At 37.9% G+C, this 24309-nt stretch carries 26 protein-coding genes; 17 read left to right on the top strand and 9 right to left on the bottom strand.

Features of this window, described 5'->3' with window-relative positions; translation table 11 throughout:
* Positions 1-145: 145 nt before the first annotated feature.
* The gene (locus SH601_RS03625; RefSeq protein WP_413775091.1) at positions 146-931 is read left to right on the top strand and encodes a TerC family protein; all 786 of its coding nucleotides are present in this window, start codon (positions 146-148) and stop codon (positions 929-931) included.
* Between the two features lie 143 nt (positions 932-1074).
* On the top strand, positions 1075-1524 hold the full coding sequence (locus tag SH601_RS03620) for an OsmC family protein (RefSeq protein ID WP_319956885.1): 450 nt from the start codon (positions 1075-1077) through the stop codon (positions 1522-1524).
* 81 nt (positions 1525-1605) lie between these two features.
* Here SH601_RS03620 and SH601_RS03615 read toward each other — a convergent pair whose 3' ends face one another.
* Complete coding sequence (locus SH601_RS03615; RefSeq protein WP_319956884.1) at positions 1606-2310, bottom strand: GntR family transcriptional regulator; 705 nt, start codon at positions 2308-2310, stop codon at positions 1606-1608.
* A 137-nt stretch (positions 2311-2447) separates the two neighbouring features.
* On the opposite strand from SH601_RS03615, the gene SH601_RS03610 reads away from it, so the two are divergent.
* From SH601_RS03610 to SH601_RS03590, 5 genes are all read left to right on the top strand, one after another.
* Positions 2448-4322, top strand: coding sequence for a beta-glucoside-specific PTS transporter subunit IIABC (locus SH601_RS03610; RefSeq protein WP_319956883.1), 1875 nt, complete (start codon positions 2448-2450; stop codon positions 4320-4322).
* A 20-nt stretch (positions 4323-4342) separates the two neighbouring features.
* Positions 4343-5791, top strand: a complete 1449-nt coding sequence (gene bglA, locus SH601_RS03605; RefSeq protein ID WP_319956882.1) for a 6-phospho-beta-glucosidase BglA — start codon at positions 4343-4345, stop codon at positions 5789-5791.
* A 206-nt stretch (positions 5792-5997) separates the two neighbouring features.
* Positions 5998-7392 (top strand): L-cystine transporter, encoded by a 1395-nt coding sequence (locus SH601_RS03600; protein ID WP_319956881.1) that lies wholly within the window; start codon positions 5998-6000, stop codon positions 7390-7392.
* 169 nt (positions 7393-7561) lie between these two features.
* Positions 7562-8794 carry an aminopeptidase gene (locus tag SH601_RS03595; RefSeq protein ID WP_319956880.1) on the top strand — a complete coding sequence of 411 codons (1233 nt, stop codon included), beginning with the start codon at positions 7562-7564 and terminating at the stop codon, positions 8792-8794.
* A gap of 112 nt (positions 8795-8906) precedes the next feature.
* Positions 8907-9944 carry an acyltransferase family protein gene (locus SH601_RS03590; RefSeq protein ID WP_319956879.1) on the top strand — a complete coding sequence of 346 codons (1038 nt, stop codon included), beginning with the start codon at positions 8907-8909 and terminating at the stop codon, positions 9942-9944.
* A 115-nt stretch (positions 9945-10059) separates the two neighbouring features.
* Here the strand turns inward: SH601_RS03590 and SH601_RS03585 are convergent, their stop codons facing one another.
* Positions 10060-10263, bottom strand: coding sequence for a DUF6366 family protein (locus SH601_RS03585; protein WP_319956878.1), 204 nt, complete (start codon positions 10261-10263; stop codon positions 10060-10062).
* A gap of 233 nt (positions 10264-10496) precedes the next feature.
* On the opposite strand from SH601_RS03585, the gene SH601_RS03580 reads away from it, so the two are divergent.
* Positions 10497-11774, top strand: coding sequence for a rhamnogalacturonan acetylesterase (locus SH601_RS03580; RefSeq protein WP_319956877.1), 1278 nt, complete (start codon positions 10497-10499; stop codon positions 11772-11774).
* A gap of 38 nt (positions 11775-11812) precedes the next feature.
* Here SH601_RS03580 and SH601_RS03575 read toward each other — a convergent pair whose 3' ends face one another.
* Positions 11813-12667 carry a fructosamine kinase family protein gene (locus tag SH601_RS03575; protein WP_319956876.1) on the bottom strand — a complete coding sequence of 285 codons (855 nt, stop codon included), beginning with the start codon at positions 12665-12667 and terminating at the stop codon, positions 11813-11815.
* Between the two features lie 136 nt (positions 12668-12803).
* Here SH601_RS03575 and SH601_RS03570 point away from each other — a divergent pair, with 136 nt between their 5' ends.
* Genes SH601_RS03570 through SH601_RS03560 form a run of 3 tightly spaced genes read left to right on the top strand, consistent with a single transcriptional unit; the run spans position 12804 to position 14848 of the window.
* Positions 12804-14141, top strand: a complete 1338-nt coding sequence (locus SH601_RS03570) for a sodium-dependent transporter (protein WP_319956875.1) — start codon at positions 12804-12806, stop codon at positions 14139-14141.
* A 24-nt stretch (positions 14142-14165) separates the two neighbouring features.
* On the top strand, positions 14166-14459 hold the full coding sequence (locus SH601_RS03565; protein ID WP_319956874.1) for a YwdI family protein: 294 nt from the start codon (positions 14166-14168) through the stop codon (positions 14457-14459).
* Between the two features lie 20 nt (positions 14460-14479).
* Positions 14480-14848, top strand: a complete 369-nt coding sequence (locus tag SH601_RS03560; protein ID WP_319956873.1) for a DUF423 domain-containing protein — start codon at positions 14480-14482, stop codon at positions 14846-14848.
* A gap of 33 nt (positions 14849-14881) precedes the next feature.
* On the opposite strand, the gene SH601_RS03555 is transcribed toward SH601_RS03560, so the two are convergent.
* The 3 genes from SH601_RS03555 to hemQ form a co-directional block, all read right to left on the bottom strand.
* Positions 14882-15130, bottom strand: a complete 249-nt coding sequence (locus tag SH601_RS03555; protein ID WP_319956872.1) for a hypothetical protein — start codon at positions 15128-15130, stop codon at positions 14882-14884.
* Positions 15131-15193: 63 nt separating this feature from the next.
* Positions 15194-15667, bottom strand: a complete 474-nt coding sequence (gene gerQ / locus SH601_RS03550) for a spore coat protein GerQ (RefSeq protein ID WP_413775090.1) — start codon at positions 15665-15667, stop codon at positions 15194-15196.
* Positions 15668-15763: 96 nt separating this feature from the next.
* Positions 15764-16510: a hydrogen peroxide-dependent heme synthase gene (gene hemQ, locus SH601_RS03545; RefSeq protein WP_319956870.1), complete on the bottom strand. Its 747-nt coding sequence runs from the start codon at positions 16508-16510 to the stop codon at positions 15764-15766.
* A gap of 218 nt (positions 16511-16728) precedes the next feature.
* Here hemQ and pta point away from each other — a divergent pair, with 218 nt between their 5' ends.
* The 3 genes from pta to menC are packed head-to-tail and all read left to right on the top strand — an operon-like array spanning position 16729 to position 19943.
* Positions 16729-17709: a phosphate acetyltransferase gene (pta, locus tag SH601_RS03540; RefSeq protein ID WP_319956869.1), complete on the top strand. Its 981-nt coding sequence runs from the start codon at positions 16729-16731 to the stop codon at positions 17707-17709.
* Between the two features lie 49 nt (positions 17710-17758).
* Positions 17759-18802 (top strand): nuclease-related domain-containing protein, encoded by a 1044-nt coding sequence (locus SH601_RS03535; protein ID WP_319956868.1) that lies wholly within the window; start codon positions 17759-17761, stop codon positions 18800-18802.
* Positions 18803-18854: 52 nt separating this feature from the next.
* Positions 18855-19943, top strand: a complete 1089-nt coding sequence (gene menC / locus SH601_RS03530; protein WP_319956867.1) for an o-succinylbenzoate synthase — start codon at positions 18855-18857, stop codon at positions 19941-19943.
* On the opposite strand, the gene SH601_RS03525 is transcribed toward menC, so the two are convergent.
* Positions 19936-20757: a lipoate--protein ligase family protein gene (locus tag SH601_RS03525; protein ID WP_319956866.1), complete on the bottom strand. Its 822-nt coding sequence runs from the start codon at positions 20755-20757 to the stop codon at positions 19936-19938. The genes menC and SH601_RS03525 overlap by 8 nt on opposite strands.
* A gap of 78 nt (positions 20758-20835) precedes the next feature.
* Here SH601_RS03525 and SH601_RS03520 point away from each other — a divergent pair, with 78 nt between their 5' ends.
* Both SH601_RS03520 and SH601_RS03515 read left to right on the top strand, forming a co-directional pair.
* Positions 20836-22140 (top strand): HD domain-containing protein, encoded by a 1305-nt coding sequence (locus SH601_RS03520; protein WP_319956865.1) that lies wholly within the window; start codon positions 20836-20838, stop codon positions 22138-22140.
* A 19-nt stretch (positions 22141-22159) separates the two neighbouring features.
* On the top strand, positions 22160-22654 hold the full coding sequence (locus SH601_RS03515; RefSeq protein ID WP_319956864.1) for a YwgA family protein: 495 nt from the start codon (positions 22160-22162) through the stop codon (positions 22652-22654).
* A gap of 5 nt (positions 22655-22659) precedes the next feature.
* On the opposite strand, the gene SH601_RS03510 is transcribed toward SH601_RS03515, so the two are convergent.
* Positions 22660-22854 (bottom strand): DUF4083 domain-containing protein, encoded by a 195-nt coding sequence (locus SH601_RS03510; protein WP_319956863.1) that lies wholly within the window; start codon positions 22852-22854, stop codon positions 22660-22662.
* A gap of 516 nt (positions 22855-23370) precedes the next feature.
* The gene (locus tag SH601_RS03505) at positions 23371-23574 is read right to left on the bottom strand and encodes a 2-hydroxymuconate tautomerase (RefSeq protein ID WP_319957310.1); all 204 of its coding nucleotides are present in this window, start codon (positions 23572-23574) and stop codon (positions 23371-23373) included.
* A gap of 146 nt (positions 23575-23720) precedes the next feature.
* Here SH601_RS03505 and SH601_RS03500 point away from each other — a divergent pair, with 146 nt between their 5' ends.
* Positions 23721-24233 (top strand): YwhD family protein, encoded by a 513-nt coding sequence (locus tag SH601_RS03500; RefSeq protein WP_319956862.1) that lies wholly within the window; start codon positions 23721-23723, stop codon positions 24231-24233.
* Positions 24234-24309: the final 76 nt, after the last annotated feature.

Below are 24309 nucleotides of genomic sequence, written 5' to 3'. Positions count from 1 at the left end.
AATGTCGTCATTTCGAGAGTAATCTCCGGCATTATTGGCAACTCAGACGTTGTAGGCGAGACCTTTACCATTTAGTGTGGTAAAGGTCTCGTCTTTTTTGTTTTTGCGAACTTTACCATTACTTATAAAAAAGGAGATGGGGAAGTTGGAATTATTATTAGAATACGGCTGGGTACTACTCGTTTTGATCGGTTTAGAAGGAATATTAGCGGCGGATAATGCATTAGTATTAGCGATTATGGTGAAGCATTTGCCGGAACACCAGCGGAAAAAAGCGTTATTTTATGGACTAGCAGGTGCATTTATTTTACGATTTGGTTCACTATTTATTATTTCGTACCTTGTTGATATATGGCAAGTTCAAGCATTAGGTGCAGCTTATTTATTGTTTATGTCGATTAAACATCTGTATGATACCTTTAAAAAGAAAAATAAAGGCGAAACACAAGCAGAGGAAATGGCAGAGAATCAGATGAAAAAAGGGAAATCCGGATTTTGGATGACGGTTTTAAAGGTTGAGTTTGCTGACTTAGCATTTGCTGTTGACTCCATTTTAGCAGCTGTAGCTTTAGCTGTCGTACTCCCCGCAACAGGTTGGGGTACGATTGGAAGTTTAGATACAGGACAGTTCCTCGTTGTCCTTGCTGGTGGGATGATCGGATTAATTATTATGCGTTTTGCGGCAAATGTATTTGTGAAATTATTAAAAGACCGTCCAGGCTTAGAAATTGCGGCATTCGTTATTGTTGGTTGGGTCGGAGTTAAGCTAGTTGTCAGTGTATTAGCACATGATGATTTGCACATATTGCCACATGATTTTGTCCATTCACTTGGATGGAAATTGACTTTCTACTTAATACTTGTAGCTATTGCTGTAGCTGGTTGGTTTCTTTCAGGTAAGAAGAATAAAACAGATGATGTTGCTAGTTAATAGACATCAGATATAAAATGAGCCTTATCAGGAAGCAAGCGTCTGTTTACTCTCCACTTCGTTTCCTTGTTTCATTCGAAGTTTAAGGCGGGGATTTTACGGACTCGCGCGCCGTGATAATAGAAATAGAGAGGATGATAAATATGGCAATCCATCAATTTACATTAAATGCTTCATGGCCAGGTGGAAGAAATGAAGTGGGTCATATTGAAGCGGGAAATTTAAAAACACACATTTCTATCCCACCAGAAATGGATGGACCAGGTATTGGTACAAATCCAGATGAAATGTTATTAGGTGCAGCAGCTACATGTTATTTGATTACTGCAGCAGCAATGATTGAGCGCGCACACCTACCACTTGAACATATAGAATTAAGTTCAGTCGGTGATGTCGATGTGACAAACGGTGTCTTTACTTACAAACGAATTACTCATCGTCCTATCGTTAGATTAAAAAAAGAGGCAACAGAGGAGCAGTTAAAACGATTAAGCAAAATCGTCAAACAAGCAGAATCATCCTGCATGATCTCACGAGCAATAAAAGGAAATGTTGAATTAGTCTTAGAAGAAGATATAGCGATAGTGGGATAAAGTGGATAAGCCAAAACCTATATTCTAAAAATGAAGGTCACTCATCAAGCGAATGAGTGACCTTCATTTTTGAGTTATTTTTTACATGTTTGTTCCTTGAATAAAGAACTGAGCTTGTTGATAATTATAGGTTATTTTGGAGAAGTCAAAGGGTTTTCCTGAAGATAGGAAGAAAATAGTTTCAGCAGACATTTTTGGTTCTCCAGCTATGAGTCCAAGCAAACGTGCCTCTTCGTCATTCAATTTTCCCATTTGCATGTACATATCAGAAAAACCTACTTTTAACCCTAATCCTTCTTGTATGTAGTGGAAGATAGACTCTGTTACAATCTCCTTGTTTAAATAGGTGACAATTTCCTTGTTGTAATAGGATTCCTCCACACATAATGTCTGTCCATGAATATAACGTATTCGCTTAACATGATATACATCTTGATCCGATAGTATATTTAAATTTTCAGCTACCTCTTTTGTTGGCTTTACTACTTGTAAGTCCATTACTTTCGTCGTAATTTCGAATTGATCCAGATCTTTTTTGAATCCTTGATTCGATAATAAACTAATATATCCTTTGCGATCTTTTCTCCTTACGAATGTCCCACTACCTCGTACTTGAAAAATAATTCCCTTTTTTTCTAATAAATCTAATGCTTTTACAATGGTGCTCTTACTGGCATTATATTGATTCATTAAGTTTTCTAGAATCGGTAATTTTTCTCCTTGTTGCAACTGGTTTTCTTCAATGAATTGCTCAATTTGATTGGCGATTTGTTGGTATTTAAGCATTCAGACACCTCCTTAATAACGTACTTTTTATTTAGTATAACACAAAATTAGCTCGGTATAAAAAAACAAAACGCAATTGACAAATTATAACGGTATAATTATAATTGGTGTATAAAATTAAAGAAAGGGTGGATAAAATGGGAGGTAAAGTGAGAGACTATCAAAAATTAGCCAATCAAATACTTGAAGCTGTTGGTGGAGATGATAATGTAGTTAGTGTAACTAGATGTGCAACAAGATTGAGAATTGTTCTTAAACGCTCTAATCCTAAAGCGAAAGAGACAGTTTCCGGCTTGCCTGGGGTCATTACTGTTGTAGAAAATAATGGACAATTTCAAGTGGTTATTGGTCAACATGTTGGCGAAGTATATGATGCTTTCACGGCAAAAGTAAGCGTTGACAAGAATGATGTGAATAATGAGCCGAAAGGAACAGTATTAAATCGTGTTATTGCGACAATGTCAGCAGTATTCGCTCCGTTTATTTATATTTTAGCTGCAGCAGGTATTCTACAAGGGTTACTAATATTAGTGAATTTATTATACCCTGCCTTTGGAGAAACGACAGCAAATGAAATATTCGATTTTATTTCATGGGCACCATTCACCTTCTTGCCTATTTTCATAGCTATTACTGCTGCTAAGCATTTTAAGGTGAATACATATATAGCAGTAGCGGCAGTAGCGGCATTAGTTACGCCGGAGTGGACAGCTATGGCGGATAGAATTGCTAATGGTGAGGAGTTAAGTCTGTTTTTGCTTCCGCTTTCTGAAACAGTGTACACTTCTTCTGTTTTACCACCATTATTTTTAGTTTGGATTTTATCTTATGTGGAGAAGTTTTTTAATAAAATATTACCTGAGGTAGTAAGACCGTTATTTGTTCCATTTTTCAGTATTATTATCATGGTATTATTAACATTATTATTCATTGGCCCAATTACTACATTGGGGGCAAATGGAATAGCAAATGGTTACAATTATTTAGCAGAAGCAGTACCAGTCTTAGCGGGAGCTATCATTGGCGGTCTATGGCAAGTGCTTGTTATTTTCGGTGTGCACTGGGGAATTACGCCAATGGTGCTTGCTAACTACGATCAATACGGAATGGACTCGTTCCAAGCGTACCAAACAATTGCAGTTATCGCACAGGTTGGAGCTGTCTTAGGAGTTATTATTAAAGCTAAGCAACAAGAAGTTAGAAAGATAAGTACTTCTGCTGGAATTACCGGTATATTTGGTATAACAGAGCCGTCAATTTATGGTGTTACATTACGGTTTAAAAAACCATTTATTTATGGCTGTATCTCTGGAGCGATTGGAGCAATAGTTGCTAGCTTTTTCAACCCATACTATTTCGCATATGCAGGACTTCCTGGTCCTCTTACAATAGTTAATGGAATTAATAGTGATTACCCATCATCCATTTGGGGGATTTTAATTGGATCGTTAATTGCTGTCATTTTGCCTGTAATATTAGTGCAACTATTTGGATATGGTCAAGATACAGCTGAAATGGAAACAACAAATGAAGAGACAGAGCAGAATTATACTACGAATGAAGAAGTAGTTTTTGCGCCACTAGTTGGACAAGTGCTTTCTTTAACGGAAGTTCCTGATCAAGTATTTAGTTCTGGGGCAATGGGACAAGGAATTGCGATTAATCCGGAAGATAACAAAGTATTTGCACCATTTAACGGATCGATTGTTATGGTAGCTCCGACAAAACATGCCATTGGTTTACGTTCTCAGACAGGAGTAGAGGTATTGATTCATGTTGGATTAGATACAGTTAATCTAGACGGTGAACCTTTTGTTAACAACTTGAAAGAAGGACAAGTGTTTAAGAAAGGGGAACAGCTATTTGAATTTGATCAAACATTTATTAAAGAAAAAGGAATGGAGACAATTACTCCTGTTATTATAACGAATGGTGATCAATATAAAGAAGTTATTTTTGATGAAGTAAAAGAAACAACGAACAACACACAATTAATGACAATCATAAAATAAGCAGTAGGGAGAGAATGAATATGACAAAATTACCAGATGATTTCCTTTGGGGAGGAGCATTAGCAGCCCACCAGTTTGAGGGTGGATGGAACCAAGATGGAAAAGGCCCTAGTGTAGTGGATGTGATGACTGCTGGGGCAAATGGAATTCCACGTAAAATAACGGAAACGATTGAGGAAGAACAATTTTATCCCAATCATGAGGCGATTGATTTTTATCATCATTACAAAGAGGATATCGCACTATTTGCAGAAATGGGCTTAAAATGTTTACGTACATCCATTGGGTGGAGTCGTATTTTTCCTAAAGGTGATGAAACGGAACCGAATGAGGCAGGTTTAAAATTTTATGATGATGTGTTTGATGAGTTACTGAAACATAATATTGAACCTGTCATTACCTTATCACATTTTGAGATGCCACTTCATTTAGCTCGTGAGTATGGAGGATTTCGTAATCGAAAAGTGATTGATTTCTTCGTTAAGTTTGCGGAAGTAGTATTTGAACGGTATAAACAGAAAGTGAAATATTGGATGACATTTAATGAAATAAATAACCAAATGGAAACAAACAATCCGTTGTTCTTATGGACAAATTCTGGTGTTACAGTAGAAAAAGGCGAAAATGCTAAAGAAGTTATGTATCAAACAGCACACCATGAATTAGTTGCAAGTGCATTAGCAGTTAGTAAAGGAAAAGAAATTAATCCGGATTTCCAAATTGGTGCAATGGTATCGCATGTACCGATCTATCCTTATTCATCCAATCCTGAAGACATTATGCTTGCAGAAATATATATGCGTGATCGTTACTTTTTCCCGGATGTACAGGTGCGAGGTTATTATCCTAGTTATGCGCTAAACGAATTTAAACGTGAAGGATATAACGTTGTGATGAAAGAAGAGGATGCTGAAATATTACGAAATGGAACCGTTGATTATTTAGGGTTTAGTTATTATATGTCTACAACTGTAAAGAGTGGTGACCCTAAACAAGAAACGGCTGAAACAGTAAACGGAGGCTTGCCACATGGTGTAGAGAATCCATATATTAAGGCGAGTGACTGGGGATGGGCTATTGATCCAATAGGTTTGCGTTACACACTAAACCGTTTTTATGATCGTTACCAAATCCCGATGTTTATTGTAGAAAATGGTTTTGGGGCAGTCGATACAGTTGAGGAAGACGGAAGCATTCATGATGAAGAACGGATTAATTACTTACGATCTCATATTGACATGTTAGAAAAGGCTGTATATGAAGATGGAGTTGATTTAATCGGTTATACACCATGGGGAATTATCGATATTGTTTCCTTCACAACAGGTGAAATGAAGAAGCGTTATGGAATGATACACGTAGATCGTGATAATCAAGGAAATGGTACGATGAAGCGTAGTAAGAAAGATTCGTTTTATTGGTATAAACAAGTCATTGCTACAAATGGAGCGGATTTAGCTTCGAAATAAATATCCAGAGCAGACAGTTATCATCTAGGCTGTCTGCTTTCATTATATCTTCAACTTTTGTATAAGCGCTATGCTTGTCTATCCCTTCGCATAAGGTGTAAACTTATCGAGTAAATGCTTTAAAGATATAAACTTTGACATATCAAATAAATAGCTGTAATATATTCCTAGTGTTCATATCGGGTTAATATAAAAGGAGGTAAAGAATGAATACATTTTTAATTATCGTTAATATTGCTATTATGCTATTATTCCTCGGTTTACTTATACGTATGCAGCGCAAGCATGTATCGTTTAGTAAACGAGTTTTTACAGGTTTAGGTTTAGGTATTCTATTAGGTGCTTTTCTTCAGCTAGTTTACTCAGCTGATTCAGATATTGTTGCTACAACGACAGATTGGTATAAAATTGTCGGAAGTGGTTATGTTCGATTACTAATGCTGATCGTTATTCCATTGGTAATGGTTTCGATTATTCAATCTATTATCAATTTAGAAAAATCATCTGAATTAGGTAAAATGTCAGCTTGGATTATCGGAATTCTAGTTGTCACAGCGATGATTGCAGCTGGCGTTGGTGTCGCAAGTTCGTCTGTCTTCAATTTGAATGCCGATCAAATTGAAATGGGACAAGCAGAGCAAGATCGAGCTACGTCACTTGAAGAAACATTAGGGACAGTAGAAGGAATGTCCACTCCACAAAAAATTATCGAATTTATTCCTTCTAACATTTTCTTAGATATGACTGGTGAACGCGCAACATCTGTTATTGCGGTTGTTATTTTCTCTATCTTAGTTGGTATTGCTGTATTAGGTGTAAGACGAAAACAGCCAGAGCAAGCGGAGAAATTTGTTGATATTGTTAATACGTTCTATACAGTCATTATGCGAATGGTAACAATAATTTTACGTCTAGCTCCATTTGGTGTATTAGCACTAATGGCAAATACGGTCGCATTGACAAATATAGCAGGTATTATTGAGTTAGGTAAGTTTGTTGGGGCTTCTTATGTGGCGTTAATTACGATGTTTATTATCCATATGATCATCTTAGCGCTATTTAAGCTAAATCCATTTACTTTTATCAAAAAAGTATTGCCTGTATTAAGTTTCGCCTTTACGTCAAGATCAAGTGCGGGTACCATTCCGTTTAATATTCAAGTACAACGTGATAGTTTAGGTGTGCATAGTGGTACAGCAAATATGGCAGCATCATTTGGTGCAACAATTGGTCAAAACGGATGTGCCGGAATCTATCCAGCGATGTTGGCAGTAATGATTGCCCCATCACAAGGAATTGATCCATTATCACCAGGGTTCCTTGCACAGTTGATTTTGATTATCGGTATTAGTTCATTTGGTGTAGCAGGTGTTGGTGGTGGAGCGACATTCGCAGCGTTAATCGTATTGTCTTCCATGAACTTACCAGTGGCCCTAGCAGGTTTATTAATTACGGTTGAGCCATTAATTGATATGGGACGTACTGCACTAAATGTTAATGGTTCTATGGTGTCCGGAACGTTAACATCCAAAATTATGAAAAAATTAAATGTGAAGAAATATAATGATAAAGCAGCAGTGAATAAAGATATCGCTCTTTAATAAAGAAAGCATAGTTGGGTAGTTCCAGCTGTGCTTTTTTTATGTGTGGAGAGGGGGAGAACCATTAACATTCAATGTCTTTCGAGTGCATCGAAGTGATTTTGTTTTGCTTTTTTGTATCATTCGGTTAGCATATTGAATATAGAAATATTTCGAAGGGGGAAATAAAATGCAAGAATTATTAGCAAAATACGCAAAGTTAGCACTACATACAGGAGTCAATTTACAAAAAGGTCAAGGGTTACTTATTCAAGCACCTCTTGAAGCAGTGGAGTTTGTCCGTGTCGTTGTCAAACAGGCATACGAAATGGGAGCGAAAAATGTACATGTGGAGTGGGGAGACGATGAGTTAACCTTCTTAAAAATGAAGCATTCTCCAATGGAAGTATTAGAAACGTATCCGGAATGGCGTAAAGAAGCAATGGTCGGCATGGTGAAAGATGGCTATGCAGTCCTGAATATTTATGGGGAAAATCCTGATTTATTAAAAGCAATTGATGGTAAACGAATGGCTGCTGTGACAAAGGCAAGCTCCGTAGCACTAAAAGAATATCGTGATTATATGATGAATGACAAGGCGCGCTGGTCTATCGTTGGTTATCCTACAACAGAATGGGCACAAAAGGTTTATCCAGATCTAGATGCACAAGAGGCGAAAGAGCGTCTCTGGCAAGAAATTTTCCGTATTGGTCGTGTTGATCAAGAGGATCCAATTGAAGCATGGAATAAGCATAATCAATTATTAAAAGATGCACGTGAATACTTAAATGAGAAAAATTATGCGAAGCTCCATTTCGAAGCTGAGGGAACAGATTTAACGATTGAATTACCTAAAGGACATATTTGGCATGGTGGAGCTGCAACAGCAAAAGATGGTGTAGTATTTAATCCAAATATGCCGACAGAAGAAGTATTTTCTATGCCACACAAATATGGGGTAAATGGTTATGTAACAAGTACGAAGCCATTAAGTTTCCAAGGTCAGCTAATCGAGAATTTCACATTGACATTCAAAGATGGTAAAGTAGTTGATTACACATGTGAAAAAGGAGCAGAAGCATTGAAACAGCTGTTAGAAGCAGATGAAGACGGTGCATCTCGTATTGGTGAGGTTGCGATAGTGCCGCATGAATCGCCTGTTTCACAATCAGGTGTTATTTTCTTCAATACATTATTTGATGAGAATGCTTCCTGCCATATTGCATTAGGAAAGGCCTATCCAACCAATATTAAAGGTGGGTCTGATATGAATGATGTGGAGATGGACGAGCATGGCGTAAATGATAGTATTGTGCACGAAGATTTCATGATTGGTTCTGCAGATATGAATATTGATGGTATTACAGTGTCAGGTGAAACAGAAGCGATTTTCCGTAATGGTGCTTGGTCCATTTCATTTTAATATCAAAACCATAACAAATTTTTTACAAAAGCTTAACAATTGTTCAAATTACTTTTTGTTCGACCTTATAGAAGGTAATATAGTAGTAAAGCTGAAAAAGGGAGAATAATAGATGCAACGTGAAGCTTATTTTGATAATGCCAAGCTCTTGTTCATTTTCTTCGTAGTGTTTGGTCATTTAATTCAACCTTTGAAAGAGCAGATTGAATTAGTTCATGTCCTTTATCAATGGATATATATATTCCATATGCCAGTATTTATTTTAGTAAGTGGCTTTTTCGCCAAGGGTTCAAGTGAGAAAGGCTACTTACTGAAATTAATGAAACGAATTTTAGTTCCATATTTCTTATTTCAACTATTTTATTCGATTTACTATTTAGTGATTGGCAAAAGTAGTTGGGAAACACCGCTATATGATCCACATTGGGGATTATGGTTCTTACTAAGCTTACTTAGTTGGCATCTGCTTTTAATTATGTTTAAAAAGTTGAAGCCGATTTACGGAATACCACTCGCCTTTGGTATCGGTATTGTAGTGGGATATATGCCATTCATTGGACCATCATTAAGCTTGTCACGTACATTGGTATTCTTCCCGTTTTTCCTAATTGGTTATTGGTTATCAAAAGAGCAATTGTTCCGCTGGCAAACGGTTAATAAAAAATGGGGAGCGGTAAGTGTCTTAGCAGGGATGCTATTGATAAGTTTTGCCGCGCCAGAATTTCCGGCACAATGGCTGTTTGGTTCACATTCTTATCAATCACTAGACGCGGCAACATATGGTGGATTGATTCGGGCGATGCTGTATGTAGTCTCGACATTAATGGCTTTTGCGCTCTTAATGTTAGTGCCTAGGAAGCGTTATTCCTTTACACAATTGGGTCAAAATACGATGTATGTCTATTTGCTTCACGGTGTAATTATTCAGTATGGACGTCAAAAAAACTTATTGGCGGTTGAACAAAATCTAGATACGTTGTGGCTTGCCGTTATCGCAGCAGCAATTGTCTGGTTCTTGTCATCTAAATGGGTTATGACGTTTACGCAACCAATTGTAGAAGTGAAAACTAACCATATACAAAAATGGTGGAAAGAACGAAAAAACAAGCCAAAAAAAGAAATCTATCCGTATCAAGAGAAGTCATCATAAGATGGCTTTTTTTGTTTGTAAGGAATAGTGGGAAATTGCTACGGTGTAAACGTCGGTAACACCCTTATTTAAAACAAGGAAGTGAAGGAGGATACATGGACTAATAAGTCTTGCTTTAGCGGAAGAAACCAGCATATATGATCACGCCTACTATGATGACAAGAAGAAGAATTCCTGTACCTTTCCAACCTAATCCCCCTACTAAATCTACTAAGCTACCATTTGATGCACGGTGCTGAGCATCGTTTAGATTTGCAGTTGGAGAATTTTTAAGTTCTTGTTGCCTCAGGTTTTCTCTTTGTTCTTCACTTTTTTTCATGGGGAAGCCTCCTATACTTTAAGTGAATATGGAAAATATTTTAATTCCATCGTAACATATGGAAAAGGTGGGTAGTAGCAAAATGTCGGATTTTTATACGTTTATATCGGATTTTTGCCTTCCTTTTTAGCTAGCATTTGTTAACCTCTTAAATGTAAGCGATTCCAAAAAGAAGGGAGGTAGGAGTTAGTTTTGTTCCATCATCATTAATGAAAAAAAGGAGCTGAATACGTGTGGACAAGTTTACTAGAAAAATGGTTTTGATGTTTGTCTTAGTTGTCATTCCTGGTATCGTGTTAAGTAGTTGGACGGTTGCAGCAGCAAATAAAACATTAACATTTGATTTTGGAACGGGTAGCAGTAATGATGAGGAAGGATACTATCAAGTTACACCCACTACAGAGTATTCAACAGAACAAGGTTATGGCTTCACTAATACAGAAGGCATAACAGCGTATCAATTTGAGCGAGAGGATCTATTACAAAAAGATGCGTTACGTTTTAATGATGAGACTATATTTAAAGTTGACTTAGAACCTGGAGATTATCAACTTACATTTATTGCTGGAGATGCGGATGAAGAAATATCTGTAGGTGTAAAAGTAGAAGATATACAAAAAGTTGAAAATCAAGTAGTAGAAAGCAATCAATTTTTAGATGAGACGTTTGAGTTGGCATTAATAGAAGAGACATTATCTTTACAATTAACAGGCGAAAACCCTAGAATTAATGGTTTGAGGATTGAAAGATTAGCAGAACGAAATGCGACGAAACATCCGACTGTCTATGTTGCTAGTGATTCAACGGCACAAACATATGATGATTATTGGAAGCCACAAACAGGCTGGGGACAAGTGTTGGACCGTTATTTTAAAGATCGTGTAACAGTGGATAATCATGCTATCGGTGGGCGCAGTTCGAAAACTTTCTATACAGAAGGTAGATTGGATACTATTTTGCGAGAGATAAAACCTGATGATTATTTACTGATCCAATTTGGCCATAATGATGCGACATATACTCGCCCTGAACGGTATACGACAGTGGAAGATTTCAAAGATTATTTAACGACGTATGTGACAGGTGTTCGACAGCGAGGTGCTGTACCGATATTAATAACCCCGGTAAATAGACGGGATTTCAATCCTGACACAGGCATATTTAATGTTAGTTTTCCTGAGTATAAGGAAGGAATGGAAGAAGTAGCGGCAGAGTTAGATGTATTATTAGTAGACTTAAATTCATTAAGTAGAGAATTGTTCAATGAGTTAGGACCTGAAGGAACAAAATCAATTTTCTTACATCTTGATCCTGGTATGTATGAAGCACATCCCAATGGTGTGGCAGATGATACGCATTTCCAAGAGCATGGCGCGATTCAAGTAGCAAGAATTTTATCAGAAGGTATTAAAAAATTAAATACGCCGTTAGCTCGTTATGTGCAAAAGGAAAAGCGAGGGAAGGGACCATTTGAAAACCCACGTGAAGATAATCCAGGGAAGAATAAGTAATAGCGAAATCCCAGTGTGCAACAAGCACGCTGGGATTTCTAATAACGTAATACAATGCTATCGACACTACTGCCATAGCTTTCGCCAAACATATTGAGGTGTGCTAATAAATAATACAATTGATAAATAGGCTTTACTTCCTTATAGTAGTTCTCCAACGGAAATACGTTTTGATAATAGTAATAAAAGTCAGCAGAAAATCCACCAAATAATTCTGTGAAAGCTATTTCAAATAAATGGTCACCGTAAACGATAGAAGGATCGATCAAGTAAGGCTCGCCCTTGTTGCCGCTAATCCAGTTGCCACCCCATAAATCACCATGTAGTAACGATACACGAGGAAATGTAGGCAAGTACTGCTCAAGATTCGTTATTAATTTTTCTAAATGTTTACGTCTTTCACCGTTCATTCGTCCTTTCCTTATAGCAAGATCCAACTGAGGTGTGAGACGCTTTTCACGGAAATAATCCACCCAATTATTATACAAACTATTTTCCTGTGTTAATTGGCCGATAAAAGTCGTTTGATCTAAACCATAGGACGAACTATTGTCTGCTAAATGTAATGCGGCTACATTTTCTCCTAACATACCATTCGTTGAGCTTGTTTGTTCTCCTTCGATCCATTCCATAATGAGGACCATTTCCCCATTTTCGTCACTACTATCATAGTGATAGACTGTTGGAACCGCAATGGTGTTAGTTGCACGGATTTTCTCCAGACCATTTGCTTCTATTTGAAAGAAATTTGCAGGGACATGTTGATTCGTTTTAACAAAATAATTTCTTTCGGCTGTTTGGACATAATAGGCTTGATTAATATCTCCTCCTGCAACAGGTTGTACGATTTGAATAGGGGAGTGATCACCGATTGACTTTATTTGTGTTTGCATATTATTACCTCCTCGTATCACGGTAGGTTAAAGTCTTTATAAAATAGTGTACCACGTTAAAATATGCTAGCAAAGAGAAGAGGTATCGTGTACAATAGGTGAGAAATTTATTTTTATGTATCTGAGGTGAAAGTTTATGCAACGGGAAAACTGGGCATCAAGGCTTGGTTTTATGTTAGCCGCAATGGGTTCTGCGGTTGGATTAGGAAATATATGGCGCTTCTCTTACGTGGCTGGTGAAAGTGGCGGGGGAGCGTTTTTAATACTTTATATAATTAGTGTATTAGTTATTGCCATTCCACTATTATTAGTAGAAGTAAGTATTGGAAGGAAGGCGCAAAGTGATATTGTCGGTTCTTATAAAAAACTAGCTCCTAAAAAACCATGGTTTATGGTCGGTTATTTAGGAGTTGCGGCGACCTTTTTAATTTTAAGTTTTTATAGTGTAATAGCTGGATGGTCGTTATATTATTGGTGGCAATATGTAACCGGAGCGATGGCCAAGGTGCCAGACATCGGATTTGATGGCTCATTTGAGTCATTTATTGCTCAAGATTATGCCCCGTTATTTTGGCATGCACTGTTTATGGCAATTACGATGGCAATTGTACTTGTTGGAGTGAAAAAAGGAATCGAGCTTGCGAATAAAATATTAATGCCCGTATTAGCAGTAATGATGATCGCACTTGCGATTTATAGTGTGACATTACCTGGCGCTAAAGAGGGTCTGCTATTTCTATTTGAACCAGACTGGTCTGTATTAGAGGATCCAGCCGTCTATATTGCAGCGCTTGGACAAGCCTTTTTCTCCCTTAGTTTAGGTATTGGTACGATGATGACGTATGGTAGTTATTTAACGAAGCAACATCAGTTACCAGGAGCAACAATCGGAATAGGTGTCATGGATACATTGTTCGCGATTATTTCTGGAGTGGTTATTTTCCCAGCAGTGTTTGCGTTCGGTATTGATCCTAGCTCTGGACCTACCCTTGTGTTTATCACGTTACCAGAGATATTTTATCAAATGCAATTTGGTAATATTGCGGGTATCGTGTTCTTTACTGCATTAACACTTGCTGCTATTTCATCGTCGATCTCCATGTTGGAAGTGCCAGTTGCTTATGTCATGAGAGCGGCAAAGTTATCGAGAAAATCGGCCTCCTTCATCATCGGTCTTGCTGTTTTTGCTACAGGTATTACGGTATCACTCGGAATGGGAAGATGGAGTAATATTACCTTGGTTGGTGATCAGAATATTTTAGATTCGATCGATTTTATCGCATCGAATGTGTTCATGCCACTTGGCGGTGTAACGATGGCATTGTTTATGGGGTGGCACTTCAAGAAACAAGAGGCGCTCGATGCAGCCGATTTAACAAACGGAAAAATCGGTTCTATTTGGTTTACCATTATCAAATTTATTGCACCTATTTTAATTATTATCATTTTCCTAAATTCAATCGGGATTGTATAATAGCGTGAGAAGGGATGAAGAATGATGGCAATTACCAATCAGCAAATTTTACGTAAAATAATCACGGAGTGTGAACAAGCATTACAAAATGAAACTAAGGTGCGCGAACATGCAAAAGCAGTTCAATCGTTAACAGATTTATTATTAGATCAAGATAGTGCGGTTGTGTCTAGTCCCAATCCTGCTACTACTAGCTCAATTGGTGAATTGGAATGGCAGAAGATGGTTGGCGGGCCGAAGCCAGCACAACCAATTAATCAGGAAAAGAGAGTAGTAGAAGAAGACGGTGCCAACGGAGATTCACTACTAGACTTCTAAATAAAGGAGCGTGTGAACAGGTGAAAATCTTTTTATTATTAGGTGTTTTGAATGGCTTTCTTGCCGTAGCATTAGGAGCTTTCGGTGCTCATGGTTTAGAAGGAAGACTATCAGAAAAAATGCTAAAAACGTGGGAAAAAGCTGTACAGTATCAAATGTTCCATACAGTTGCCTTGTTAGTAACAGGACTTATTATGCAAAAAATAACGTCAGGAAGTATCGTATCAGCAGGATGGTTCTTCTTGGCGGGAATTATTCTTTTCTCAGGAAGTCTTTATATCTATTCAACAACAGGGATCAAAACATTTGCGATGATTACGCCAATTGGCGGATTAGCATTTTTGATTGGCTGGGTGTTACTAGGCTACGCGATAATCAAATATGTGTAAGAGATAAGGGCTACCTGATTGTGCAGGTGGCCCTTATAAATAAATGAATACAATGGTAAGAATACCGATAATGCCAATACCTCGGGAAATCGATTGTGCAAAAAAGAATGATTGTCCTTTTTTGTGTTCTTTCCATCCGTCAATAAAAAAATTAATGCTTAAACTTATTAAAGCTAGTATGCCTATTATTAATGAGCCGCTTTTCCATGCTAAAGTAAGCAGGACTAGCGTCAAGCTAAGAAAAGCAACAGTTACCTCATTAATCGTTGCACTTTTTTTCACGTGCTAATCCCTCCAGTGGCGAAAAAAAAAGCACAAGCTATTCACTTGTGCCATCCTCCTAATTTAGCGTGGTGAATAAGATACCATTCCTGGATTTTGATTAAATGGATAATCATAGTTAATTTCTTCATCAAACGTAATGTAATCTAAGTACACCATTAATAAAACATAGCGTTTACCATTTTCAGGGTCACTTAAAATAATATGATCGCGGCCGGCAGCTTCGATGATTCCTTTGAAAATTTTTGCGTTCCAACGGTCATTATTTTCAAATGTCATATAGACGGTAGCTGTTTTACCTTTGTTAAGACGCAAAATATTCTCAATATAAGATTCTTCTGCAGGTAACATTCCTGGGATATCAGATACAGAAGGCTGTTGCTGTTGCGGTTGTGGTGTCATTTGACCGTATTGTCCTGGTTGTCCGTATGGATATTGATATCCTCCATAACCACCATAATACTGTTGCGGGTAGGCTTGTGTGCTAGCAGGTTGCTGTTGATTCTGATTTTGATTCATGATCAATCTCCTTTCCATTCTATACGTGCTTTTTTATTTTCCTACTAGCAATTTATATGCGGGGAGTCCGAGAAAAATGCGCTATATAAAAAAACACACGGAAAAACCGTGTGTTTAAACTGCTAAATAAGCTGGAATCTCATCTGTTTTTAAGATGTTTCCAACATAGAATGGACCGAATTCACCATAGCGCGCACTTACTACATCAAAGCGCATTTCATAAACGATTTTCTTAATTTGTAGAACGTCTTTAGCAAATAATGTAACGCTCCATTCCCAATCATCAAAGCCCATTGAGCCAGTAATGATTTGTTTAATCTCACCAGCATATTTTCTACCAGTCAGACTGTGCTCATACATTAATTGACGACGCTCATCCATCGGAAGCATGTACCAGTTGTCATTTCCTTCACGACGCTTGTCCATTGGATAAAAGCAAATGTGATCCCACTCGGGTAATTTTGGCTTCAAACGAGCGCGAACACCAGGATTGTCCTCTGGATTATCATTTTCTTTCGACATATATTTAGATAGTTCAACAACAGAAACATACGAATAACTAGGTTTCGTAAACTCCGCGAATTTTGATTTGTTAAATTGTAACTCAATGGCTTCTAATTCTTTCATTGTTGGACGAAGAATCATAAGAATTAGGTCTGCCTTTTGTCCCATAATGGAATAGAAAGCATGGCTACCATCACGAGCTTCAGCAACCTCTTCCCAGTCACGAAGCATTGATTGTAGTTCTTCTACAGCTTCCCTGCGCTCTTGTTCAGAGGCTTTTTTCCATTTTGGCCAATCTATTTTACGTAAATCGTGTAAACAATACCAACCATCCATCGTTTCTACAGCTTCTGGCATTTTGCTTCACTCCTTCATTTATTGTTCTACCGTTTTAATATAACATAATTAGGGAAGCATACTTAATAGATATGCTGTCACAAACCACTAATATTTTACAAAAAAATGAACATTTTAAAAAAGTTATATTTTGAACCGCATTCATATAAGTTCCTACTTTAATTATTACACAAAAAGGCGTATCATATAATACAGATAATAAATTGGAGGGTTTAATGATGAGTGATTTATTCGCGGACATTAAAAAAAGATTAGAAGGAAACGCTAGATCAATTGTATTTCCTGAAGGATTAGATGAAAGAATCTTAGAAGCAGCTAGTCAATTAAAAAAAGATGGATTAGTTGAACCTGTACTAGTCGGTTCTAAAGAAAAAGTGGAACAGAAAGCAAATGAACTAAATGTAGATATTACAGAGGTAGAAATTCTTGATCCGAATAATTACCCTGCTTTTGATGAAATGGTTGCTGCTTTTGTTGAGCGCCGTAAAGGTAAAGCAACAGAAGAAGATGCACGTAAAATGCTATTAGATGAAAACTACTTCGGTACAATGCTTGTATACATGGGTAAAGCAGACGGTCTAGTAAGTGGTGCTGCTCATTCGACAGCAGATACAGTACGTCCAGCATTACAAATTATTAAAACAAAAGAAGGCATCAAGAAAACTTCTGGTGTGTTCATTATGGTACGTGAAGAGGAGAAATATGTATTCGCGGATTGTGCGATCAACATTGCTCCAGATAGCCAAGATTTAGCTGAAATTGCAATTGGTAGTGCAGAAACAGCAAAATTATTTGATATTGACCCTCGTGTTGCAATGCTTAGCTTTTCAACAAAAGGTTCAGCAAAATCGCCAGAAACAGAAAAAGTTGCAGAAGCAGTAAATATCGCAAAAGAAAAAGCACCTGAATTAACATTAGACGGTGAATTCCAATTTGACGCTGCATTTGTTCCATCTGTAGCAAAAACAAAAGCTCCAGATTCTGTGCTAAATGGTGATGCAAATGTATTTGTATTCCCAGGTCTTGAAGCAGGAAACATTGGTTACAAAATTGCCCAACGCTTAGGTGGATTTGATGCAGTAGGACCAATCCTTCAAGGACTTAACCAACCAGTAAATGATTTATCACGCGGTTGCAGTAGTGAAGATGCATACAAATTAGCATTAATTACAGCAGCACAAGCATTAGACGCACAGTAGATTTCTACTGTGCTTTTTGCTATATTGGGAGGTGAAAGGAGAAGGTATTATGTTACCCGAAATCCCCATCTTAATGGAGCAATACCGGGCACTGCTAGAGATCCTTCCAGAACAACACCCCGAGTATCCGAATATGTTAACGTATTACAGACGTCAAGAAGCTGGTCGAAAAGGAGAAGATTCCCTCTGTTATTACCTCGAGCAAGCACAAGTCCCCTCCCTCCACTTACTCAATGGATTACGCCTAGAACATCCTAGTTCATTTCAATTAGATTGGCTCGTCCTTGGTTTAGGATTCCGTGCTATCTTCGAAGTAAAAAGCCACACAGGAGAGATATATTTCGATGCAAAATCTCATCAGTTAACCCGTACAATAGCTGGCGTTACAGAAGGATTTGATGATCCCTTGCTGCAAGTTGATCGACAGTATGCAAAGATGCGTACTTTTTTGTCTGACCATGTTATCTATCAACTACCGACTTATCGTTTTGTTGTCTTCGTCAATCGCAATGTCATTCTTCGTTTACATGATTATCCTGAATACAAGCGAGTACTAACCGCACAACAAGTTCCCTCCATTTTAGAAGCATTAGCTGAACAACACCCGCCAGTGATTTCTGAGGAAGCAAATCAAGCAATAGCCCACTTTTTAGTAAATAATCACCGTGAGAGGATGGCTTCCATACTAGAAAAACATCATATTTTGTGGGATGATTTAATCAAAGGAGTTCCCTGCCCAAATTGTAGTAGACGTAGTATGAACCGTACTCGAATGCGGTGGCAATGCGAATATTGTGATACACGAAGCACAGACGCTCATTTGCCCGTGTTATATTATTTAGCGTTGTTGACAGGTAATCAGTTAACAAAGAGGTTAGTCCAATCATTTCTGCAGATCGAATCTGGAGAAGCAACGCGAAAACTGATTACTAGAGCTGGGTATGTGAAGTTTGGAGTGAAGAAAGGTGTCTATTATTCACATCCATATATTCTAGCAGCTACCAAAAATGAAAGTGGCCATAAAAGTCAGAAAAGTGGCCATAAAACTATAGAAAGTGGCCATAAAATATACAAAAGTGGCCATGAAATTTAGAAAAGTGGCCATAAAAGCATATAAAGTGGCCATAAAAAAGGAGCCACATCAAATGATCTCATTCACAAAATTAATCATCCATCGTTTCAAGATGCCGCTCAAGTTTCCTTTTGCAAATAGCAATACAACAATTGAACAAAAGGATATTATCATTACCGAGCTGCATGATCAAGACGGATTCATTGGTTATGGGGAGTCTGTTGCCTTTGATTCACCGTGGTATACAGAGGAGACGGCAGATACGGTGCAATACATGGTTGAGCATCACCTTTGGCCGGTGATTAAAAAGGAGCAGATCACACATCCGACAGAGCTCAACCTTCACGGGATTCGCCGTAATCATATGGCAAAAACAGCGATAGAAGGTGCTGTTTGGGATCTATATGCGAAGCGGCAAAACAAGCCGCTTTATCAGGTAATTGGAGGAACGACGAATAAAATTCCGGTTGGAGCTGCCGTAGGTCTTCAATCAACAGACGATCAACTACTCGAAAAAATAGCGCAAGCACTTAACGCGGGCTATCAACGGATTAAATTAAAAATAAAGCCGGAAAATGATCTGCACACATTAGAAAAAGTGCGCGAACATTTTCCGGTAACACCACTTATGGTAGATGCTAATTCAGCATACACGATAGCCGACATAGCACATCTTAAAAAAATGGACGAGTACAACTTAATGATGATTGAACAGCCATTGGCGCCTGATGATTTTATCGACCATGCGAAACTGCAACAAGCAATCGATACACCGATTTGTTTAGATGAATCGATCCATACATTAGCAGACGTGCGAACAGCGATTACACTTAATAGTTGTAAAGTGATCAGTATAAAGCTAGCTAAAGTGGGTGGGTTCTCTAATGCGATCAACATCCATGACTATTGCAGAGAGCACCATGTTCCTGTCTGGTGTGGTGGCATGCTTGAAGCAGGAGTTGGTCGCGCGCAGTCATTAGCTTTAGCCACCTTACCTAATTTCACACTACCAGCAGATCCAGGCGCATCAAACCGCTACTGGCATCAAGATATTATCAGTCCAGAAGTAGAAGTAAATAACGGATACGTCACATTACCAGAACAACCAGGCATTGGCTACCATGTTCAGCTACCGATAACCAATCAAAAAGTACTTACTTAAGTACTTTTTGATTTCTATCAACCATTTGCTTCATTCTCTTTTCAAAGATAGTTAACTCATCACCAGCTAAATCCACATATTCCACATCACCTAATAAACGAACAACACGATCCATACTATCTTCAACAGTCAACTCTACATCAAGCAATTCTGATAAAGAACGCATCGTATCAGGCTCAACAACAGGATAAGCAAATCGCTTATCCTCTATAGCACGACCTTTACGATAAAAGTCGCGCACTAATTCCGCGCGTTTCGCACCACTGCCACGAACACAAATATAGATTTGCACGGCGATCCCTTTTTTTACACGGCGCTGCGAAATACCAGCAAATTTCTTCCCACCAATGCTCAAATCATAATCACCAGGACAATAAGAGCCAACAACCTCAAACGCCTCAATCTTGTCCGTAAGATCTGCATACATATCCTGCACAAATGCCGTCATTAGTTCATACCCAGAATGAATCCCCATCTCAGGCAAATCAGGCACGATAAAGGAGAAATTCAATACATCCTGATCAAGCACCACCGCAAGTCCACCAGAATTTCGAACGACAACATCCATCCCTTTTTCTCGTAAAAAAGTAACAGCGTCGTCCACGGCTGGCAATCGACTATCGATAATGCCAAGAACAACCGTGTTGTCATGGACCCAGAATCTGCACGCAGCTGTATCAGCGGTTCGCCCTACCGATTCACACAGCGCATCATCTACCGCAAAAGATGCCATCGCCGTTTTTAATATATGAGGATCACTATGATCTATTACTCGTATTTTCTTATCATTAAAAAATTGCTTCCAATCTTTCATTATTAGCCTCCAAGTCTTTTCGTTCACCTAAAACTATATTATACTATACAGTAAGAATAAAGAGGAAGGTATTTTGCCATGGCGTATAAAGATGAAAAGTTAAACGAGGAAAAAGTATTTAAAGATCCGGTTCACCGTTATGTTCATGTACGTGATCGAGTAATATGGGATTTGATCGGAACCAAAGAATTTCAACGTTTAAGACGCATTAAACAACTAGGTACGTCTTATTTAACGTTTCACGGTGCGGAACATAGTCGGCTGAACCACTCGCTTGGAGTATATGAAATTGTTCGTCGTGTGCTCATTAATTTTGAGGACAGGCCTAATTGGAATCGTGACGAGCGATTGCTCTGTTTATGTGCGGCACTACTGCATGATCTAGGACACGGACCATTTTCCCATTCGTTCGAAAAAGTGTTTAAGCTCGACCATGAAGAATATACGAGAGCGATCATTTTAGGAAATACAGAAGTGAACCAAGTATTAACATGGGTCGATGAAGATTTCCCGCAAAAGGTTGCGGACGTTATTAATAAAACCTATCACGATAAATTAGTGGTTAGCTTGATTTCCAGTCAAATTGATGCGGATCGCATGGATTATTTGCAACGTGATGCATATTTTACAGGTGTTAGCTATGGTCATTTTGATATGGAGCGAATTTTGCGTGTCATGCGTCCGGTAGAGGATCAGGTCGTTATTAAGCAATCAGGGATGCATGCGGTCGAGGACTATATTATGAGTCGTTATCAAATGTATTGGCAAGTCTATTTTCACCCTGTTACACGTAGTGCAGAAGTAATCTTAACGAAAATCCTTCATCGTGTAAAAGAATTGTATGATGAAAATTATGCGTTCAAGGTAGAGCCAACACCATTTGTTTCATTCTTTGAAGAGAATGTGTCTTTAGAGGATTACATTAACCTTGATGAAGCAGTCGTTATCTACTATTTCCAAATGTGGGCGAATGAAGATGATACTATTTTAAGTGATTTAGCCTATCGTTTTATTAATCGTCGTCTATTCAAATATGTAGAATTTACACCAAATGTACAAATGAATGAATGGAGACAGTTGTATCAATTGTTTGAGGATATCGGACTTGATCCTAACTATTATTTAGTACTTGATTCTTCTTCTGATTTGCCGTATGATTTTTATCGACCTGGAGAGGAAGAGGAAAGATTACCGATCCATTTGTTAATGCCAAATAAAGAACTTAGAGAATTATCACGTCAGTCAGATATTGTCGAAGCTATTTCGGGTAAAAAGCGGACAGACCATAAGCTTTATTATCCAAAAGATTTAATTGAGAAGTTGCCAGATGATCGACCGGAAAAGCAACAAATTAAAACTATTTTATATAAACAAGAAAGCTAAAGAAACTGGGGTGTTTTCGTTGCTAGATAATCATGCAAAGTTGGTTAAAGTAATCGCAGCATCAGAAGGAATTGTCGGACGTAAAAAGCTACAGAAGATTATTTATATTATGAAAAAGCTTGGATTACCCTTTGAAGAAAAGTATACCTTTTATTTCTATGGGCCGTACTCAGAGGAATTAAGCTTACGGATTGAAGAGCTTACTAACTTAGGGTTTGTATCAGAGGTGAAAGAAAAGAAAAGTAACTATTATCAATACCGTTACGAGGTAACCGATGAGGGGACAGAGTTTCTAAAACACTCTGATACAGAACTGCCATTAGAGCAGTCGCTATTAAAAGAAATGAAAAGTCAGAGCTCTCGTTTTTTAGAATTAGTCGCAACCATGCTATATTTTGATCATTTGCCTAAGGTTGAAGTTGAACAAAAAGTGCAAGAAGTGAAGAAAAAATCAAACTATACATTAGAAGATATGCAAGAGGCATGGACGTTTATTCGTAAAATGCAAAAATAACCCAATCATGATGATGGGTTATTTTTTTCGGCTAATAAACGATCAAGCTTTTCCTCGATTTGATCTAATTGCTGTTTCTTTGTTTTGGTACGTTTGACAAGTGCAACCAAAAGTGTGACAAGAACAATAAAAATGATAAAGGAAAGAATCGCAAAGAGCATGTCGCCACCTTGGAATCCACCAATGCTAGCATATAACAATGTAAACACCATCCTTCCGAAGAAATTTTACCATAAAAAGGGTGGGGCAAGATAGATGTTATCGCTTGCTATCTTTGAAAGTGGGGTGGCTGTCTCATGGACAAACCTTGTTTGAATTTGAGAGTTATGTCTATGAGGAGTCGTCTCAAGGACACAACTCGTTCCGATCACAAAGTTATGTCTATGAGAATCTATCTCAAGGACAAAACACGCCCGAATCACAAAGTTATGTCTATGAGAAACTGTCTCAAGGACACAACTCGCTCCGATCGCAAAGTTATGTCTATGAGAAGCCGTCTCAAGGACAAAACACGCCCGAATCACAAAGTTATGTCTATGAGAAGCCGTCTCAAGGACACAACTCGTTCCGAACACAAAGTTATGTCTATGAGAAGCCGTCTCAAGGACACAACTCGCTCCGATCGCAAAGTTATGTCTATGAGAAGCTGTCTCATGGACACAACTCAGTCAAATTCAAAAGTTATGTCCTTGAGAATCGTTATGGATAGTAATTAATCAATCAATTAAACGTTTACCGCCCACTCCATAGTTGCGCTTGTCAATATCTTCAATAAAAACGACAACTTTTTCACGTGTTGCTCCTGTTGTTTCAACAACTGCATCTGTTACTTTTTCGATTAATGCTTTACGTTGTTCCTCTGTTCTACCTTCCAGCATTTGAACTGTTACGTATGGCATATGTATCCTCCTCTGTTTAATGAAGTACACAACTTTTTTATCCTAAAAAGTCGGGCTAACATTCATTCTTATTGTACCCTAATTAAAATCAAGAAGAAAACAAAGAAGATGAAAACAGCCTTTTAATCATGCTACAATAAAGGCATAAACTAGGTAGGAGGATTTTTATGAGCGAAGAAAAGAAAAAGAAATCCAATAATGCATTCACAATTATGAAGGATGATGCGACAGATGGACATGGTGGATATGGTGTAGGGTCTATTAGTTTAGAGAATATTTCACCAGTTATTATTGATCCTGCTGAAGAGCGTGCCTTTGTTGATATGGGAGCGATGCACGGTAGAAGTGAAGTGGAACGCCGTGTGAAATTCCTTCCGAATAAAGAGGAAGTACCTAATGGAAAACTGTACTGGATTGTTTGGGTAACAGTAGAACGTGGTGTGGATGGTCCTTATTATCATGGAGTGACAGGCTGTGAGATTAGAGTGGATCGCTCAATCAAGCGTGCTTATAAATCGATGCCGGAGCATGTGAATCATATGGATAAATCAATGAAAGGCCATGTGATTGTGGAACATATGGATGAACCATCACAACAATTGCTTGGAGACTTTTTACGAGAATTTGATCCAGGTATGTGGGAAAGATCAACAGATGAATTAAAGAAATCATTACCATAAAAGTGAACAATTTGTGAACGTTTTCTGAAAAAACACAATATTACTTGTCCTAGGTAGCATATTTTTTATAAAATTA

It is taken from the genome of Gracilibacillus pellucidus (assembly GCF_033949965.1).
GTDB classification, from domain to species: Bacteria; Bacillota; Bacilli; order Bacillales; family Amphibacillaceae; genus Gracilibacillus; species Gracilibacillus pellucidus.
The sequence above is the reverse complement of the archived record's forward strand: the minus strand, read 5'-3'. Positions and strand labels throughout refer to the sequence as shown.

Coding starts and splice junctions, on each gene's coding strand:
- SH601_RS03620 (WP_319956885.1), top strand. CDS start 1,075: ATGGCAATCCATCAATTTACATTAAATGCTTCATGGCCAGGTGGAAGA.
- SH601_RS03615 (WP_319956884.1), bottom strand. CDS start 2,310: ATGCTTAAATACCAACAAATCGCCAATCAAATTGAGCAATTCATTGAA.
- SH601_RS03610 (WP_319956883.1), top strand. CDS start 2,448: ATGGGAGGTAAAGTGAGAGACTATCAAAAATTAGCCAATCAAATACTT.
- bglA (WP_319956882.1), top strand. CDS start 4,343: ATGACAAAATTACCAGATGATTTCCTTTGGGGAGGAGCATTAGCAGCC.
- SH601_RS03600 (WP_319956881.1), top strand. CDS start 5,998: ATGAATACATTTTTAATTATCGTTAATATTGCTATTATGCTATTATTC.
- SH601_RS03595 (WP_319956880.1), top strand. CDS start 7,562: ATGCAAGAATTATTAGCAAAATACGCAAAGTTAGCACTACATACAGGA.
- SH601_RS03590 (WP_319956879.1), top strand. CDS start 8,907: ATGCAACGTGAAGCTTATTTTGATAATGCCAAGCTCTTGTTCATTTTC.
- SH601_RS03585 (WP_319956878.1), bottom strand. CDS start 10,263: ATGAAAAAAAGTGAAGAACAAAGAGAAAACCTGAGGCAACAAGAACTT.
- SH601_RS03575 (WP_319956876.1), bottom strand. CDS start 12,667: ATGCAAACACAAATAAAGTCAATCGGTGATCACTCCCCTATTCAAATC.
- SH601_RS03570 (WP_319956875.1), top strand. CDS start 12,804: ATGCAACGGGAAAACTGGGCATCAAGGCTTGGTTTTATGTTAGCCGCA.
- SH601_RS03565 (WP_319956874.1), top strand. CDS start 14,166: ATGGCAATTACCAATCAGCAAATTTTACGTAAAATAATCACGGAGTGT.
- gerQ (WP_413775090.1), bottom strand. CDS start 15,667: ATGGAAAGGAGATTGATCATGAATCAAAATCAGAATCAACAGCAACCT.
- hemQ (WP_319956870.1), bottom strand. CDS start 16,510: ATGCCAGAAGCTGTAGAAACGATGGATGGTTGGTATTGTTTACACGAT.
- pta (WP_319956869.1), top strand. CDS start 16,729: ATGAGTGATTTATTCGCGGACATTAAAAAAAGATTAGAAGGAAACGCT.
- SH601_RS03535 (WP_319956868.1), top strand. CDS start 17,759: ATGTTACCCGAAATCCCCATCTTAATGGAGCAATACCGGGCACTGCTA.
- menC (WP_319956867.1), top strand. CDS start 18,855: ATGATCTCATTCACAAAATTAATCATCCATCGTTTCAAGATGCCGCTC.
- SH601_RS03525 (WP_319956866.1), bottom strand. CDS start 20,757: ATGAAAGATTGGAAGCAATTTTTTAATGATAAGAAAATACGAGTAATA.
- SH601_RS03520 (WP_319956865.1), top strand. CDS start 20,836: ATGGCGTATAAAGATGAAAAGTTAAACGAGGAAAAAGTATTTAAAGAT.
- SH601_RS03500 (WP_319956862.1), top strand. CDS start 23,721: ATGAGCGAAGAAAAGAAAAAGAAATCCAATAATGCATTCACAATTATG.